16 protein-coding genes are annotated in these 15,374 nt (G+C 60.8%); 6 read left to right on the top strand and 10 right to left on the bottom strand.

Annotated features, from left to right (window positions below):
* Nucleotides 1–10: 10 nt before the first annotated feature.
* The 4 genes from ASD60_RS12260 to glyQ all read right to left on the bottom strand — a co-directional run bounded on the left by ASD60_RS12260 (nucleotide 11) and on the right by glyQ (nucleotide 4,423).
* The gene (locus ASD60_RS12260) at nucleotides 11–790 is read right to left on the bottom strand and encodes a lysophospholipid acyltransferase family protein (protein ID WP_056854254.1); all 780 of its coding nucleotides are present in this window, start codon (nucleotides 788–790) and stop codon (nucleotides 11–13) included.
* Nucleotides 791–874: 84 nt separating this feature from the next.
* Nucleotides 875–1,414, bottom strand: coding sequence for a D-glycero-beta-D-manno-heptose 1,7-bisphosphate 7-phosphatase (gene gmhB, locus ASD60_RS12255; protein WP_177336575.1), 540 nt, complete (start codon nucleotides 1,412–1,414; stop codon nucleotides 875–877).
* Nucleotides 1,415–1,418: 4 nt separating this feature from the next.
* A complete protein-coding gene (gene glyS / locus ASD60_RS12250; RefSeq protein ID WP_056854252.1) occupies nucleotides 1,419–3,473 on the bottom strand; it encodes a glycine--tRNA ligase subunit beta in 2,055 nt (684 codons plus the stop codon).
* A complete protein-coding gene (gene glyQ, locus ASD60_RS12245) occupies nucleotides 3,470–4,423 on the bottom strand; it encodes a glycine--tRNA ligase subunit alpha (RefSeq protein ID WP_003213601.1) in 954 nt (317 codons plus the stop codon). Before glyQ ends, glyS begins: the two co-directional genes overlap by 4 nt.
* Nucleotides 4,424–4,504: 81 nt before the next feature.
* Between glyQ and tag the strand changes: the two genes are divergently transcribed.
* The 3 genes from tag (at nucleotide 4,505) to ASD60_RS12230 (ending at nucleotide 6,390) form a co-directional block, all read left to right on the top strand.
* On the top strand, nucleotides 4,505–5,062 hold the full coding sequence (tag, locus tag ASD60_RS12240) for a DNA-3-methyladenine glycosylase I (protein WP_056854251.1): 558 nt from the start codon (nucleotides 4,505–4,507) through the stop codon (nucleotides 5,060–5,062).
* Between the two features lie 40 nt (nucleotides 5,063–5,102).
* Nucleotides 5,103–5,990 carry a lysophospholipid acyltransferase gene (locus ASD60_RS12235; RefSeq protein WP_056854250.1) on the top strand — a complete coding sequence of 296 codons (888 nt, stop codon included), beginning with the start codon at nucleotides 5,103–5,105 and terminating at the stop codon, nucleotides 5,988–5,990.
* Between the two features lie 160 nt (nucleotides 5,991–6,150).
* Entirely contained in the window at nucleotides 6,151–6,390 is a 240-nt protein-coding gene (locus tag ASD60_RS12230) for a PilZ domain-containing protein (protein ID WP_056854249.1), read from the top strand.
* On the opposite strand, the gene ASD60_RS12225 is transcribed toward ASD60_RS12230, so the two are convergent.
* From ASD60_RS12225 to def, 5 genes are all read right to left on the bottom strand, one after another.
* A complete protein-coding gene (locus ASD60_RS12225; RefSeq protein WP_056854248.1) occupies nucleotides 6,381–6,698 on the bottom strand; it encodes a tetratricopeptide repeat protein in 318 nt (105 codons plus the stop codon). The two genes, ASD60_RS12230 and ASD60_RS12225, sit on opposite strands and share 10 nt — an antisense overlap.
* Nucleotides 6,699–6,871: 173 nt before the next feature.
* Nucleotides 6,872–8,248 carry a Trk system potassium transporter TrkA gene (gene trkA / locus ASD60_RS12220; protein ID WP_056854247.1) on the bottom strand — a complete coding sequence of 459 codons (1,377 nt, stop codon included), beginning with the start codon at nucleotides 8,246–8,248 and terminating at the stop codon, nucleotides 6,872–6,874.
* Between the two features lie 21 nt (nucleotides 8,249–8,269).
* Entirely contained in the window at nucleotides 8,270–9,580 is a 1,311-nt protein-coding gene (rsmB, locus tag ASD60_RS12215; RefSeq protein ID WP_056854246.1) for a 16S rRNA (cytosine(967)-C(5))-methyltransferase RsmB, read from the bottom strand.
* Nucleotides 9,577–10,536: a methionyl-tRNA formyltransferase gene (fmt, locus tag ASD60_RS12210; protein ID WP_056854245.1), complete on the bottom strand. Its 960-nt coding sequence runs from the start codon at nucleotides 10,534–10,536 to the stop codon at nucleotides 9,577–9,579. The genes rsmB and fmt overlap by 4 nt, the downstream gene beginning before the upstream one ends.
* A gap of 69 nt (nucleotides 10,537–10,605) precedes the next feature.
* On the bottom strand, nucleotides 10,606–11,112 hold the full coding sequence (gene def / locus ASD60_RS12205; RefSeq protein WP_056854244.1) for a peptide deformylase: 507 nt from the start codon (nucleotides 11,110–11,112) through the stop codon (nucleotides 10,606–10,608).
* A gap of 185 nt (nucleotides 11,113–11,297) precedes the next feature.
* Here def and ASD60_RS12200 point away from each other — a divergent pair, with 185 nt between their 5' ends.
* From ASD60_RS12200 to ASD60_RS12190, 3 genes are all read left to right on the top strand, one after another.
* Nucleotides 11,298–12,323, top strand: coding sequence for a LysM peptidoglycan-binding domain-containing protein (locus ASD60_RS12200; protein ID WP_056854243.1), 1,026 nt, complete (start codon nucleotides 11,298–11,300; stop codon nucleotides 12,321–12,323).
* Between the two features lie 81 nt (nucleotides 12,324–12,404).
* Nucleotides 12,405–13,511: a DNA-processing protein DprA gene (gene dprA, locus ASD60_RS12195; protein WP_056854242.1), complete on the top strand. Its 1,107-nt coding sequence runs from the start codon at nucleotides 12,405–12,407 to the stop codon at nucleotides 13,509–13,511.
* 54 nt (nucleotides 13,512–13,565) lie between these two features.
* Complete coding sequence (locus tag ASD60_RS12190) at nucleotides 13,566–14,123, top strand: L-threonylcarbamoyladenylate synthase (protein ID WP_056854241.1); 558 nt, start codon at nucleotides 13,566–13,568, stop codon at nucleotides 14,121–14,123.
* A 129-nt stretch (nucleotides 14,124–14,252) separates the two neighbouring features.
* Here ASD60_RS12190 and ASD60_RS12185 read toward each other — a convergent pair whose 3' ends face one another.
* A complete protein-coding gene (locus ASD60_RS12185) occupies nucleotides 14,253–15,230 on the bottom strand; it encodes an NADPH:quinone reductase (protein ID WP_056854240.1) in 978 nt (325 codons plus the stop codon).
* Between the last annotated feature and the right edge of the window lie 144 nt (nucleotides 15,231–15,374).

Here is a 15,374-nt window from a genome sequence, read left to right as displayed (position 1 = left end):
CCACAGAATTTCAGACAGCGACCGAGTCCGTGGAAACCGGTGCATTTGGCGCCGGCGGAAGTGAGCCCATTTCCCTTTGCATTTGCTCGTTCCAGGCCTGCACCCGATCGTTCAAATCAGCAATGGCGCGTGGCCCGCTGCCTTCGGCATACATTGGTTCGCCGATGATCACGGTAATCACGCCGGGCTTCTTCGCCCAACCGGCTTTCGGCCAGAACTTGCCGGCATTGTGCGCAATCGGCAGCACCGGCAGGTCGGCGTTGACCGCCAACGCAGTCCCGCCCCGGGAGAACTTGCCGATGGTGCCGTAGGGAACGCGTGTGCCTTCAGGGAAGATCAGTACCCAGACGTTGTCCTTGAGCAGTTCGTCGCCCTTCTTGGCCACGTGCTTGAGGGCGGCTTTCGGGTTGTCGCGGTCGATGGCGATCGGACGCAACATGGCCATGGCCCAACCGAAAAATGGCACATAGAGCAGTTCACGCTTGAGTACCTGGCTCAGTGGCGAGAAATAAGCGGAGAGAAAAAACGTCTCCCAAGTGCTCTGGTGATTCGATTGAATTACGCAGGGACGATCCGGCACGTTGTGTGCGCCCTTCACTTCGTAACGAATGCCCAGGAACACCTTGCTCAACCACAAGGCGCAGCGGCACCAATAAACGTTGATGAAGCGATAACGCGCCTTGAACGGCAAAAAGGGCGCGATAAAAAAACTCAGGCTGCACCACAGCAGAGAGCTGGTGCCCAGCAGCAGGTAAAAGAGAAAGGTTCTGATGGCCTGCAATATCGACATGGTGACGTTTACCGTTGCGGGCAATACCCGCCTGTATAAATCGCACTCCTGACCAATCCTTTATCAGGAAATATCAGAAGCACTCTAATTGTGGATAAGTTCTGCGGCAATCGCCGCCAGATCGTCAAAAATCAATGTGCCTACCGGAAGGGTCAAGCCCTGCGTCTTTGCGCCTTTCCCGGTCTTTACCAAAACTGGCTGTGAATCGACGGCTTTGGCGGCTTCCAGGTCACCGAGACTATCGCCGACGAACCAGAGATTGGTCAGCGATACGTTGTAATGTGCGGCGATGCTTTTGAGCATCCCGGGTTTTGGCTTGCGGCAATCGCAGCCTTCGTCCGGCCCGTGCGGGCAGTAGACGATCAGGCCGACTTCACCGCCCTGCTCTGCCACCAGCGAGCGCAAGCGCTCGTGCATGGCATCCAGGGTGGCGATGTCGTAATAGCCGCGAGCGATGCCGGACTGGTTGGTAGCAACCGCTACCGTCCAGCCGGCCTTGCTCAACTGCGCAATGGCTTCGATCGAACCGGGAAGTGGAATCCACTCCTGCACCGACTTGATGTAAGCGTCGGAGTCGTAATTGATCACTCCGTCGCGATCGAGAATCAGCAGTTTCAACAGCAGCCCCTCAGCCCAGCAGCGAAATATCGGCAACGCCGAGGAACAAGCCGCGCAGGCGCGCCAGCAATGCGTAACGGTTGGCGCGCACGTTGGCGTCGTCAGCGTTGACCATCACGGCTTCGAAGAACGCATCCACCGGCTCACGCAACGCCGCCAGACGTGCCAGTGATTCGCTGTACTGACGGGCCGCAGCCATCGGCTGGACAGCCTGGTCTGCCTGCTGGATCGCCGAGTACAGGGAGAACTCGTTGGCGTTGTCGAAGTACTTGGCTTCCACCACGGTAGGAACGGAGCCTTCGACCTTGCTCAGCAAGTTCGACACACGCTTGTTCACCGCCGCCAGGGCCGCGGCTTCCGGCAATTGACGGAAGGCTTGCACGGCTTGCACACGCTGATCGAAGTCCAGGGCCGAACCCGGCTTCAGGGCACGTACCGACAGATAGGTTGCGACATCGACGCCTTCGTCTTCGTAACGTGCACGCAGGCGATCGAAGATGAACTCCAGCACCGAATCGTTCAGACCGGCAGCCTTGACCTTGGCACCGAACGCGGTCACGGCGAAAGCCACGGCGTCGTTCAGGTCCAGATCGAGTTTTTTCTCGATCAGGATACGCAGCACGCCCAGCGCAGCACGGCGCAGTGCGTACGGGTCTTTGCTGCCTGTTGGCAGCATGCCGATACCGAAAATGCCCACCAGCGTGTCGAGCTTGTCGGCAATTGCCACGGCCGCACCGGTCAGTGTGGACGGCAATTCAGCGCCGGCACCGCGCGGCATGTATTGCTCGTTCAGCGCCAGTGCGACGTCTTGCGGCTCGCCGTCGTTGAGGGCGTAGTAGTAACCGGCGACACCTTGCATCTCCGGGAACTCGCCGACCATTTCGGTAGCAAGGTCACACTTCGACAGCAGGCCTGCACGGGCAGCCCAGGAGGCGTTGCCGCCAATGCGAGCTGCGATGTAAGCGGCGAGTTTGGAAACACGTTCGGCCTTGTCGTAGACGCTGCCGAGCTTTTCCTGGAACACCACGTTCTGCAGGCGCAGGTTGAAGTCTTCGAGTTTCTGCTTCTTGTCTTGCTTGAAGAAGAACTCGGCGTCGGTCAGGCGTGGGCGAACCACTTTCTCGTTACCGGCGATGATCTGCTGCGGATCCTTGCTTTCGATGTTGGCCACGGTAATGAAACGAGGCAGCAACTTGCCGTCGGCATCCAGCAGGCAGAAGTACTTCTGGTTGTCCTGCATGGTGGTGATCAGCGCTTCTTGCGGCACATCGAGGAAGCGCTCTTCGAACGAGCACACCAGCGGCACCGGCCATTCGACCAGCGCAGTCACTTCGTCGAGCAGGGCTGGCGGAACGATTGCCGTGCCTTCCTGACGGGTGGCCAGCTCTTCGGTGCGCTTGCTGATGATCTCGCGGCGCTCGTTGGCGTCGGCCAGCACGTAGGCGGCACGCAGGTCGGCCAGGTAGCTGGACGGCGAACCGATGCGCACGCTTTGCGGGTGATGGAAGCGGTGACCGCGAGAGTCGCGTCCGGCCTTCTGGGCGAGGATGGTGCAATCGATGACCTGGTCACCGAGCAGCATCACCAGCCATTGGGTCGGACGAACGAATTCTTCCTTGCGCGCGCCCCAACGCATGCGTTTCGGGATCGGCAGGTCGTTCAGGGAATCTTCGACGATGGTCGGCAGCAGGCTCGCGGTCGGCTTGCCGGCGATGCTTTGGCTGTAACGCAGTTTCGGGCCGCTCTGATCGATTTCGCTCAGGTCGACGCCACACTTCTTGGCAAAACCCAGTGCTGCCTGAGTCGGGTTGCCTTCGGCATCGAATGCGGCCTGACGTGGCGGGCCATCGAGGTTGATGCTGCGATCCGGCTGCTGGGTGGCCAGCGAGGTGATCAGCACCGCCAGGCGACGTGGCGCGGCGTAAACGGTTTTGGTCTCGTAGTTCAGGCCGGCAGCTTGCAAGCCCTTGTCGATACCGGCGAGGAACGCCTCGGCCAAGGTGTTCAGGGCCTTGGGTGGCAGTTCTTCGGTGCCCAGTTCAACCAGAAAATCCAGAGCACTCATTGTGCAGCCTCCAGCTTGGCCAGTACTTCGTCACGCAGGTCCGGGGTCGCCATCGGGAAGCCCAGCTTGGCGCGAGCCAGCAGGTAGGCTTGCGCAACGGACCGCGCCAGGGTGCGCACACGCAGAATGTATTGCTGACGCGCGGTCACCGAGATGGCCCGGCGCGCATCCAGCAAATTGAAGGTATGGGAAGCCTTCAACACCATTTCGTAGCTCGGCAACGGCAGCGGCTGGTCGAGCTCGATCAGGCGCTTGGCTTCGCTTTCGTAGAAATCGAACAGCTCGAACAGCTTCTCGACGTTGGCGTGTTCGAAGTTGTAGGTCGACTGTTCCACTTCGTTCTGGTGGAACACGTCGCCGTAGGTCACCTTGCCGAACGGACCGTCAGCCCAGACCAGGTCGTAGACCGAGTCCACGCCTTGCAGGTACATGGCCAGACGTTCGAGACCGTAGGTGATCTCGCCGGTCACCGGGTAGCATTCGATGCCGCCCGCTTGCTGGAAGTAAGTGAACTGGGTCACTTCCATGCCGTTTAGCCAGACTTCCCAGCCCAGACCCCAGGCGCCGAGGGTCGGCGATTCCCAGTTGTCTTCAACGAAACGGATGTCGTGGACCAGCGGGTCCAGGCCGACGTGCTTGAGGGAGCCCAGGTACAGTTCCTGGAAGTTGTCCGGGTTCGGCTTCAGGACCACCTGGAACTGGTAGTAGTGCTGCAGACGGTTCGGGTTTTCGCCGTAGCGGCCGTCAGTCGGGCGACGGCTTGGCTGTACGTAGGCGGCGTTCCAGGTTTCCGGGCCAATGGCGCGCAGGAATGTTGCGGTGTGGAAAGTGCCGGCGCCTACTTCCATATCGTAGGGCTGAAGTACCACACAACCTTGCTCGGCCCAGTATTGCTGGAGGGCGAGGATCAAGTCTTGGAAGGTACGCACGGCTGGCGTAGGCTGGCTCACGAAATTCACCTGTTTCTTGGGCTGCGATTTAAAGAGCGGGAGTATACCCGATTCATTGCTGCGCACGCCCCCTGGAGCCTTATGCCACGCTGCTTTTGGTGTTCCGAAGATCCGCTGTACATGGCTTATCACGATCAGGAGTGGGGCACGCCGCTACGCGATGCGCAGGGTTTGTTCGAGTTGCTTTTGCTCGAAGGGTTCCAGGCCGGCCTTTCCTGGATCACCGTGCTGCGCAAACGCGAGCATTACCGACAGGTGATGTTCGGTTTTGACGTGCAGCGCGTGGCGCAGATGAGCGACGCGGAGATTGATGAATTGATGCTCGATCCGGGGATCATTCGCAACCGCCTCAAACTCAATGCGGCCCGGCGCAACGCCCAGGCCTGGCTGGCGCTGGAGGACCCGGTGGAGTTTCTCTGGTCCTTTGTCGGTGGCAAACCCGTGATCAACCATTTCAGGGATCGCAGTGAAGTCCCCGCCGTGACGCCGACCGCCGTGGAAATGAGCAAAGGCCTGAAGAAGGCCGGTTTCACCTTTGTCGGGCCGACCATTTGCTACGCCTTGATGCAGGCCAGCGGCATGGTCATGGACCACACCAAGGATTGCGATCGCTACGCGATGCTGGCGAACGGCGGTTAGAATGACCGCCTCGCGCACAGCACAAAATCAGGAGTGACCTGTGGATAAGTTTAAAGGCGCCTTGCTGGTAGGCGCTCTGCGGCTGTTTGCCCTGCTCCCGTGGCGGGCCGTGCAGGCCGTGGGCTCGGCGATCGGCTGGGTCATGTGGAAAACCCCGAACCGCTCCCGCGATGTCGTACGGATCAACCTCGCCAAGTGCTTTCCGGACATGGACCCCGCCGAACGTGAGCGGCTGGTCGGCCAAAGCCTGAAAGACATCGGCAAATCCCTGACTGAAAGCGCCTGCGCCTGGATCTGGCCGGCCCAGCGCTCGATCGATCTGGTGCGCGAGGTAGAAGGGCTGGATGTTTTGAAGGACGCATTGGCGTCGGGCAAGGGCGTGGTTGGCATCACCAGCCATCTGGGTAACTGGGAAGTGCTCAACCACTTCTATTGCAGCCAGTGCAAGCCGATCATTTTCTATCGGCCGCCAAAATTGAAGGCGGTGGACGAATTGCTGCAAAAGCAGCGGGTGCAATTGGGCAACAAGGTTGCCGCTTCGACCAAGGAAGGCATCCTCAGTGTCATCAAGGAAGTGCGCAAAGGTGGTGCGGTGGGCATTCCGGCTGACCCGGAACCGGCCGAATCCGCCGGGATCTTCGTGCCGTTCTTCGCCACCCAGGCGCTGACCAGCAAGTTTGTACCGAACATGCTCGCAGGCGGCAAAGCGGTCGGCGTTTTCCTGCATGCGCTGCGGCTGCCGGATGGTTCGGGTTACAAAGTGATCCTCGAAGCTGCGCCAGAGGCCATGTACAGCACCGACACCGCAGAGTCCTGCGCGGCCATGAGCCAGGTCGTCGAGCGCTATGTGCGGGCTTATCCGAGCCAGTACATGTGGAGCATGAAGCGCTTCAAGAAGCGCCCACCCGGTGAAGCGCGCTGGTACTGACGCAGTTGGCACACTCTGTGGATAACCTGTAGGAGCGAGGCTTGCCCGCGAAGGCGACTGTCAGCCGACAATCGATATTGAAGGCGAAGTCCTCTTCGCGGGCAAGCCTCGCTCCTACAGGTCTGGATTATCCACAATCGATTTTCAAGGGCGCAAAAAGATGTCCGAGCAGCGCAAATCATTTCGCATCAAGATCACCCACGAAAGCTTCGGCGAATGCCTGGGCCAGACGCGCAATCTTTCGCACACGGGTGTCTACGTCAAGCACCCGGCACTGGCGGCCTTGCCTAAAGGTGCGGTGGTCTACGGCCAGGTGCAGGACTTGCCCACAGGCGCGCCGCGAGTGCGCATGGAAGTGGTGCAGGTGGATGTCGAAGGGATTGGCTTGCGCTATCTCTGATCGGCTCGGTCCAGTTTTTTCATAAACACTGTCATTTCCTTCTCGGCCTGCTTGTCGCCATGGTTGCGAGCGGCTTCCACGCCCTTCTCCCAAGCCTGGCGCGCAGCCGCGTGATCCCCAAGTGCCAGATGCGCCTTGCCCAGCAGCTTCCACGCCGCCGAATACTTCGGGTCGAAATCGACGCAGCGTTGAAAATGCTCCGCCGCCTTGGCGTTCTCCCCCAGATCCAGATAACCCTTGCCCAGGCCGAAGCGCAGTAAAGAGTTATCCACACCCTTGGCGAGCATTTTTTCCAGGGATTCGATCATGGGCACTTTTCCTTTGAGAGTAGAAATCTCTGTGGCGAGGGAGCTTGCTCCCGCTCGAGCGCGAAGCGGTCGCTGAAGAGCTACCTGGCTATGTCTGATAAATCGCGATCAGAGGTTTTGCGACTGCTGCGCAGCCGAGCGGGAGCAAGCTCCCTCGCCACAAAAAAGCAGGGTCAGAAGAAACTCAACCCTACATGGAACAGCTTTTCCACATCGCGAATATGCTTTTTATCCACAAGGAACAGGATTACATGGTCACCGGTTTTGATCACGGTATCGTCGTGGGCAATGATCACTTCTTCGTCGCGGATGATCGCGCCGATCGTTGTACCCGGTGGCAGCCCGATGTTCTCGATGGCCTTGCCGATCACCTTGCTCGATTTTGCATCGCCATGGGCGATGGCTTCGATGGCCTCGGCCGCACCGCGGCGCAGTGAGTGCACACTGACGATATCGCCCCGTCGCACGTGGGCCAGCAAGGTGCCGATGGTCGCCAGTTGCGGGCTGATGGCGATGTCGATGTCACCGCCCTGGATCAGGTCGACGTAGGCCGGGTTGTTGATGATGGTCATCACCTTCTTGGCGCCCAGACGCTTGGCCAGCAGCGACGACATGATGTTGGCCTCGTCGTCGTTGGTCAGCGCCAGGAACAGATCGGCGTCGGCGATGTTTTCTTCCATCAGCAGGTCGCGGTCCGAGGCGCTACCTTGCAAGACCACAGTACTGTCGAGGTGGTCCGAGAGATGACGGCAACGTGCCGGGTTCATCTCGATGATCTTCACTTGATAGCGGCTTTCGATGGCTTCGGCCAAGCGCTCGCCGATCTGACCGCCACCGGCGATGACGATGCGTTTGTAGGTCTCGTCGAGACGGCGCATTTCGCTCATCACGGCGCGAATGTTCGCCTTGGCGGCGATGAAAAACACCTCGTCGTCGGCCTCGATCACGGTGTCGCCCTGGGGCAGGATCGGCCGGTCGCGGCGGAAAATCGCGGCCACGCGGGTTTCGACGTTCGGCATGTGCTCACGCAACTGCCGCAATTGCTGGCCCACCAGCGGCCCACCGTAGTAAGCGCGCACGGCCACCAGTTGCGCCTTGCCTTCGGCGAAGTCGATCACCTGCAGGGCGCCGGGGTGCTGGATCAGGCGCTTGATGTAGTTGGTGACCACTTGTTCCGGGCTGATCAGCACATCCACCGGAATCGCTTCATTCTGGAACAGCTGCTCTTCGCGGGTCAGGTAGGCAGCCTCGCGCACCCGGGCGATCTTGGTCGGGGTGTGGAACAGCGTGTGGGCGACCTGGCAGGCGACCATGTTCGTTTCATCGCTGTTGGTCACGGCGACCAGCATGTCCGCATCATCGGCCCCGGCCTGGCGCAGCACGGTCGGGAATGAGCCGCGGCCCTGGACGGTGCGGATGTCCAGCCGGTCGCCGAGGTCGCGCAGGCGCTCACCGTCGGTATCGACCACCGTGATGTCGTTGGCCTCGCTGGCCAAGTGTTCCGCCAGCGAACCGCCGACCTGCCCTGCGCCGAGGATGATGATTTTCATCCAGTCACTCCCTTAAACCGGTTAACCGCGTGCGGCGGCGATCTTGATCAGCTTGGCGTAGTAGAAACCGTCGTGTCCGCCCTCTTGCGCCAGCAATTGGCGACCGTGGGGCTGCTTGATGCCGGCCGTGGTGGCCAGGTCCAGCTCACGGGCGCCCGGGGTGCGAGCGAGGAAGGCTTCGATGACTTCGGTGTTCTCGGTCGGCAATGTCGAGCACGTGGCGTAGAGCAGAATGCCGCCCACTTCCAACGTTACCCACATCGCGTCCAGCAACTCGCCTTGCAGCACCGCGAGTGCGGCGATGTCGTCGGGTTGACGGGTCAACTTGATGTCCGGGTGACGACGAATCACTCCCGTGGCCGAGCAGGGGGCATCGAGCAGGATGCGCTGGAACGGCTTGCCATCCCACCACGCCTGGGTATCACGGCCATCGGCGGCAATCAGTTCGGCGCTGAGTTTCAGGCGTTCGAGGTTTTCACGCACGCGCACCAGCCGCTTGGCTTCAAGGTCGACCGCTACGACGCCGGCCAGCTTTGGCTCGGCTTCAAGGATGTGGCAAGTCTTGCCACCCGGTGCACAGCAGGCGTCGAGTACCCGTTGGCCCGGCGCCAGATCCAGCAGGTCGGCGGCCAGTTGCGCGGCTTCATCCTGCACGCTGATCCAGCCGTCGGCGAAACCCGGCAGGCTGCGCACGTCCGTGGCCGCTTCGAGCACGATGCCATCACGGCTGTAGACACACGGGGCGGCGGCGATACCCGCGTTGGTCAGCAAGCCGAGATACGCGTCGCGGCTGTGATGGCGACGATTGACCCGCAGAATCATTGGCGGATGCGCATTGTTCGCCGCGCAGATGGCTTCCCATTGTTCCGGCCAGAAGGCCTTCAGGGATTTTTGCAGCCAGCGCGGGTGAGCGGTGCGCACCACCGGGTCACGTTCCAGCTCGGCAAAAATCGTTTCGCTTTCGCGCTGGGCATTGCGCAGCACGGCGTTGAGCAAGGCCTTGGCCCAGGGTTTTTTCAGCTTGTCGGCGCAGCCAACGGTTTCGCCAATGGCGGCGTGGGCCGGGACGCGGGTGTAGAGCAGTTGATAGAGGCCGACCAGCAGCAGTGCTTCAACATCGGCGTCGGCAGCCTTGAACGGTTTCTGTAACAGCTTGGCCGCCAGTGCCGACAAGCGCGGTTGCCAGCGTGCGGTGCCAAAGGCCAGATCCTGAGTGAAGCCGCGATCACGGTCCTCGACCTTGTCCAGTTGCGTGGGTAGCGAGCTGTTGAGCGATGCTTTTCCGTTCAGGACAGCGGCAAGTGCCTTGGCGGCGGCCAGACGCGGATTCATTGAGCGTCCGCCGCTTGACCGAGAATTGTGCCAATGGCGAATTTCTCCCGACGGCTGTTGAACAAGTCGCTGAAATTCAGTGCCTTGCCACCGGGCAATTGCAGGCGCGTCAGGCACAGGGCCTGTTCACCACAAGCGACGACCAGGCCGTCCTTGCTGGCGCCAAGAATCTCCCCCGGCGTGCCCTTGCCTTCGGCCAGGTGTGCGGCCAGCACTTTCAAGGCTTCGCCATTCAAGGTGCTGTGGGTGATCGGCCAAGGGTTGAAGGCGCGGACCAGACGTTCCAGTTCAATCGCCGGGCGAGCCCAGTCGATGCGCGCTTCGTCTTTGTTCAATTTGTGTGCATAAGTGGCGAGGCTATCGTCCTGCACTTCGCCTTCCAGAGTACCGGCGGCAAGGCCGGCAATCGCCTGGGCCACGGCCGGTGGACCCATTTCGGCCAGACGATCGTGGAGGCTGCCACCGGTGTCTTCGGCACTGATCGGCGTGGTGACCTTGAGCAGCATCGGCCCGGTATCGAGCCCGGCTTCCATGCGCATCACGGTCACGCCGCTTTCGGCATCACCGGCTTCGACGGCACGCTGGATCGGCGCTGCACCGCGCCAGCGCGGCAACAGCGAGGCATGGCTGTTGATGCAGCCCAGGCGCGGAATATCCAGCACCACTTGCGGCAGGATCAGGCCGTAGGCGACCACCACCATCAGGTCTGGCTTCAACGCGGCCAGTTCAGCCTGGGCCTCTTCGTTGCGCAGGGTTGGCGGTTGCAACACCGGGATGTGGTTTTCCAGTGCCAACTGCTTGACCGGGCTTGGCATCATTTTTTGCCCACGGCCTGCCGGGCGATCCGGCTGGGTGTAGACCGCAACGATCTCGTAAGGGCTGCTCAGCAGGGCCTTGAGGTGTTCGGCGGCGAATTCCGGGGTGCCGGCAAAGACAATGCGCAGTGGCTCAGTCATGAAAGCTCTCGATTACAAAGCAGCTTGAAAAGAAAAAGGCTTGCCGCAGCAAGCCTTTGAAGAGGGGCATCAGGCGTTCTGGCGATGGAGCTTTTCCAGCTTCTTCTTGATGCGGTCGCGTTTGAGCGTGGACAGGTAGTCGACGAACAATTTGCCGTTGAGGTGGTCGCATTCATGCTGGATGCACACGGCGAGCAAATCTTCGGCGATCAGTTCGTAAGGCTGACCGTCGCGGTCCAGCGCCTTGACCTTGACCCGTTGCGGGCGATCGACGTTTTCGTAGAAGCCCGGCACCGACAGACAGCCTTCCTGATACTGGCCCATGTCGTCGGTTAGCGGTTCGAGCTCGGGGTTGATGAACACTCGAGGCTCGGTTCGGTCTTCGGAAAGGTCCATCACGACGATACGTTTGTGCACGTTGACCTGGGTCGCGGCGAGGCCGATGCCTGGCGCTTCATACATTGTTTCAAACATGTCGTCGACCAACTGACGCACTTCGTCGTCCACTACGGCCACAGGTTTGGCGATAGTGCGCAGGCGCGAGTCGGGAAATTCGAGGATGTCTAAAATGGCCATAAGCTTGATTACTGCACGTGTGAAGTAAAGTCGGGTCGATGGCCTGGCAGGTCCGAAGATGCAGGCTACCGTTGTAAAACGTAGCTCCCTTCTGTCGACAAGCAAGTTTTGACAAGCCGGCCGGGAGCGAGCCACTGACGGCTCTGGCGTTTCACGCGAACGCACATAATAAAGGGATTCACCGCATGAGGAAATCACTACTCGCCCTGCTCCTTCTGGCTTCGGCCGGTTTCGCGCACGGGCAAGTGCAACTTCGGGAAGGTTTTCCGCAGCGATACACCGTGGTGACGGGGGACACACTCTGGGACATTTCCGCAAAGTATCTCCGTGAGCCATGGCAGTGGCCGCAGTTGTGGCAAGCCAATCCGCAGATCGAAAACCCCAATCTGATCTACCCCGGCGATTCGCTGTCGCTGGTCTACGTCAATGGCCAGCCGCGCCTGACCCTCAGCCGGGGCGAGTCGCGGGGCACCATCAAGCTTTCGCCGCGGGTACGCACCAGCCCGGTAGCCGATGCGATTCCGAGCATCCCGCTGAAATCGATCAACAGTTTTCTCCTGAGCAACCGCATCGTCGACAAGGTCGAGGATTTCGACAAGGCGCCGTACATCGTGGCCGGTGATGCCGAACGCGTGCTCAGCGGCATGGGCGACAGAATCTTCGCCCGCGGTCAGTTCGACCTGGCGCAACCGGTCTACGGCATCTTCCGCCAGGGCAAGGTCTATACCGATCCACAAACCCAGGAGTTTTTGGGGATCAACGCCGATGACATTGGCGGTGGCGAAATCGTCGCCACCGAAGGTGACATCGCTACGCTGGCGCTGCAACGCACAACCCAGGAGGTACGCCTTGGCGACCGCCTGTTCAGTGGCGAGGAGCGCTCCATCAACTCGACGTTCATGCCCAGCGCACCGAGCAGCAAGATCGAAGGCTTGATCATTGATGTGCCGCGCGGCGTGACGCAGATCGGTGCGTTGGATGTGGTCACGCTGAACAAGGGTCAACGCGATGGTCTGGCCGAAGGCAATGTATTGGTGGTGATGAAGACCGGGGAAACCGTGCGTGACCGAATCAGCGGCCAGCCCGTGAAAATTCCCGACGAACGCGCCGGTCTGCTGATGGTTTTCCGCACCTACGACAAGCTCAGCTACGGGCTGGTGCTCAACGCATCGCGTTCGCTGGCGGTGATGGACAAGGTGCGAAATCCATAAGCGTGCTTCACAAGTTACCAACAGAGTTATCCACAGCTTATTCCCGTTTGTACGGGTGCTCATAACGATCAAGGATGATCCATGTCATGGCCTACTGTTACACCGGTTTCCCCTGCGGAGCTGGAAGCTCGTTTGCGTCTGCACCGTTTGCCGGAACTCGGGCCGATGCGGTTCAAAAAGTTGCTCGAGGCGTTCGGTTCGGCATCGAAAGCGATCAGTGCACCGGCCAGTGCCTGGCGCGCGCTGGGTTTGCCATTGGCGTGTGCCGAGGCCAGGCGATGTCCTGAAATCCGCGATGGAGCAAGCCACGCATTGGCCTGGCTGGAGCGTCAGGGCCAGCATTTACTGATGTGGGACCAGGTTGACTACCCGGCGCTGCTGGCGCAAATCAGTGATGCTCCGCCCTTGTTATTCGTCGCGGGCGATCCTGGCATTCTGGAAAAACCGCAGCTGGCGATGGTCGGCAGTCGGCGCGCGTCTCGGCCGGGCATGGATACCGCGGCAGCGTTTTCCCGCAGCCTGGCCAGTGCCGGTTTCGTCATCACCAGCGGGTTGGCGCTGGGTATCGATGCCGCCGCGCATCAGGCTGCTTTGGATGTCGGCGGGCAAACGGTCGGTGTACTTGGCACGGGTCTTGAAAAGTTTTATCCACAGCGCAATCGGCGGCTGGCGGACGCCATGATCGCCTCGGGCAGCGCGGTGCTTTCGGAGTTTCCGCTGGATGCCGGCCCCAGCGCCAGCAACTTCCCGCGACGTAACCGCATCATCAGCGGTTTGTCCCTCGGTGTGCTGGTGGTCGAGGCCAGCGTGGCCAGCGGTTCGTTGATCACCGCACGGCTGGCGGCCGAACAAGGGCGTGAGGTTTACGCGATTCCCGGGTCGATCCATCACCCCGGCGCGCGGGGTTGCCACCAGTTGATCCGCGACGGCGCGGTGCTGGTGGAGACCATTGAACATATTCTCGAAGCCTTGCGAGGTTGGCAGCAACAGCCGTTGTTCCCGGAAACCTGCGAGGTGGCGACGAGTCATCCGCTGTTGAAGCTGCTGCATGCGGCCCCTCACACCAGTGAAGCGCTGGCCCTCGCCAGCGGCTGGGCGCTGCCCAACGTGTTGGCGGCGTTGACGGAACTGGAGATGGGCGGCAGCGCGGTGTGCGAAAACGGGCGCTGGTTTGCGCGGGTGAGCTAGGTTTTATAAACAAGATCGGTAAACTGCGCAGAGCCTTATTCTGGAGAGTTTTTCATGGTCAACAGTTGGCGTGTGCAGCAAGCCGCACGAGCAGTTCGCGCAGGGGCGGTGATTGCCTACCCAACCGAAGCAGTCTGGGGCCTGGGTTGCGACCCGTGGGACGAAGAGGCCGTCGAGCGTTTGTTGCTGATCAAGGGCCGGGCAGTGGATAAAGGCCTGATCCTGGTGGCCGACAACATCCGTCAGTTCGATTTCCTGTTCGAAGACTTCCCTGAACTGTGGATGGACCGCATGGCCAGCACCTGGCCGGGGCCGAACACCTGGCTGGTGCCGCATCAGAACCTGTTGCCGCCATGGATCACCGGCGTGCATGAAACCGTGGCGCTGCGCGTGAGTGATCACCCGCTGGTACGGGATTTGTGTGCGTTGGTCGGGCCGTTGGTGTCGACCTCTGCCAACCCGCAAGGCCGGCCGGCAGCTCGTACGCGGCTTCGCGTCGAGCAGTATTTCCGCGGGCAGGTTGACCTGGTGCTCGGCGGGTTGCTGGGTGGGCGCAAGAACCCGAGCGTGATTCGCGATCTGGCGACGGGGCACGTTGTTCGCCCAGGCTGAGACCGAGGCGCCCCCATCGCTGGCAAGCCAGCTCCCACGGGATTCTGGTCGTTCACATGATTTGTGACCGACCCTGTACGTGTGGGAGCTGGCTTGCCAGCGATGAGGCCTTGGCAGACGCTGAAAATCTTAAGGCAACAGAACCACCGATCCCGTGGTACGCCGTGCCGATAATTCAGTCTGCGCTTTCGCCGCATCCGCCAGTGAATACGTCTGGCTGATATCCACCTTCAACTTGCCACTGATGATCATCTCGAACAGTTCATCGGCCATATGCTGTAGGTTTTCGGCGTTGTTGGCGTAGGTGCCCAGCGTCGGCCGGGTTACGTACAGCGAACCTTTCGCCGCCAGAATCCCCAGGTTGACTCCGTCCACTGCGCCGGATGCGTTGCCGAAACTCACCACCAGGCCCCGAGGCCCGACGCTGTCCAGAGATGTCAGCCAAGTGTCCTTGCCCACGCCGTCGTACACCACCGGGACTTTTTTGCCGTCGGTCAATTCCAGTACCCGTTGTGCGACGTTTTCATGGCTGTAATCAATGGTCGCCCAGGCGCCGTTGGCCTTGGCCAGCGCGGCTTTCTCCGCCGAGCTCACGGTGCCGATCAGCTTGACGCCCAAGGCCTTGGCCCATTGGCAAGCCAACGAGCCGACACCACCCGCTGCCGCGTGGAACAGGATGGTTTCGCCACCCTTGAGTTCGTAGGTCTGGCGCAGCAGATATTGCACGGTCAGGCCTTTGAGCATCACTCCTGCCGCCTGCTCGAAGCTGATGGCGTCCGGCAGGTGAACCAGATTGGCCTCGGGCAAGACGTGAACGTCACTGTAGGCCCCCAATGGGCCGCTGCCGTAAGCGACACGATCGCCGACCTTGAACCGCGTGACGTCACTGCCGACCGCCTCGACCACGCCCGCGCCTTCGGAACCGAGCCCCGATGGCAGAGACGGCGGTGGGTAGAGACCGCTGCGGTAATAGCTATCGATGAAGTTCAGGCCGATGGCCTTGTTGGTCACACGGACCTCTTTGGGGCCGGGCCCGGCGGGTTGGTAATCCACATACTCAAGCACTTCGGGGCCGCCATGGGCACGGAACTGAATACGCTTTGCCATCTGCTCTCTCCTGAGATCGATGCTGATTGTGTAAATGCGAAGCGTCCTATCGGACTCCTAAGCTTGATCTTCGTCAACTGCGACGAGCACTTCGGCGGTGTTATGCTACGCGCCCATTTGCGCAGGCCCCGGTCCGATGGAGCG

This window comes from Pseudomonas sp. Root562 (assembly GCF_001427125.1).
Classification (GTDB): domain Bacteria; phylum Pseudomonadota; class Gammaproteobacteria; order Pseudomonadales; family Pseudomonadaceae; genus Aquipseudomonas.
This window is presented reverse-complemented; position numbering and strand designations above follow the sequence as displayed.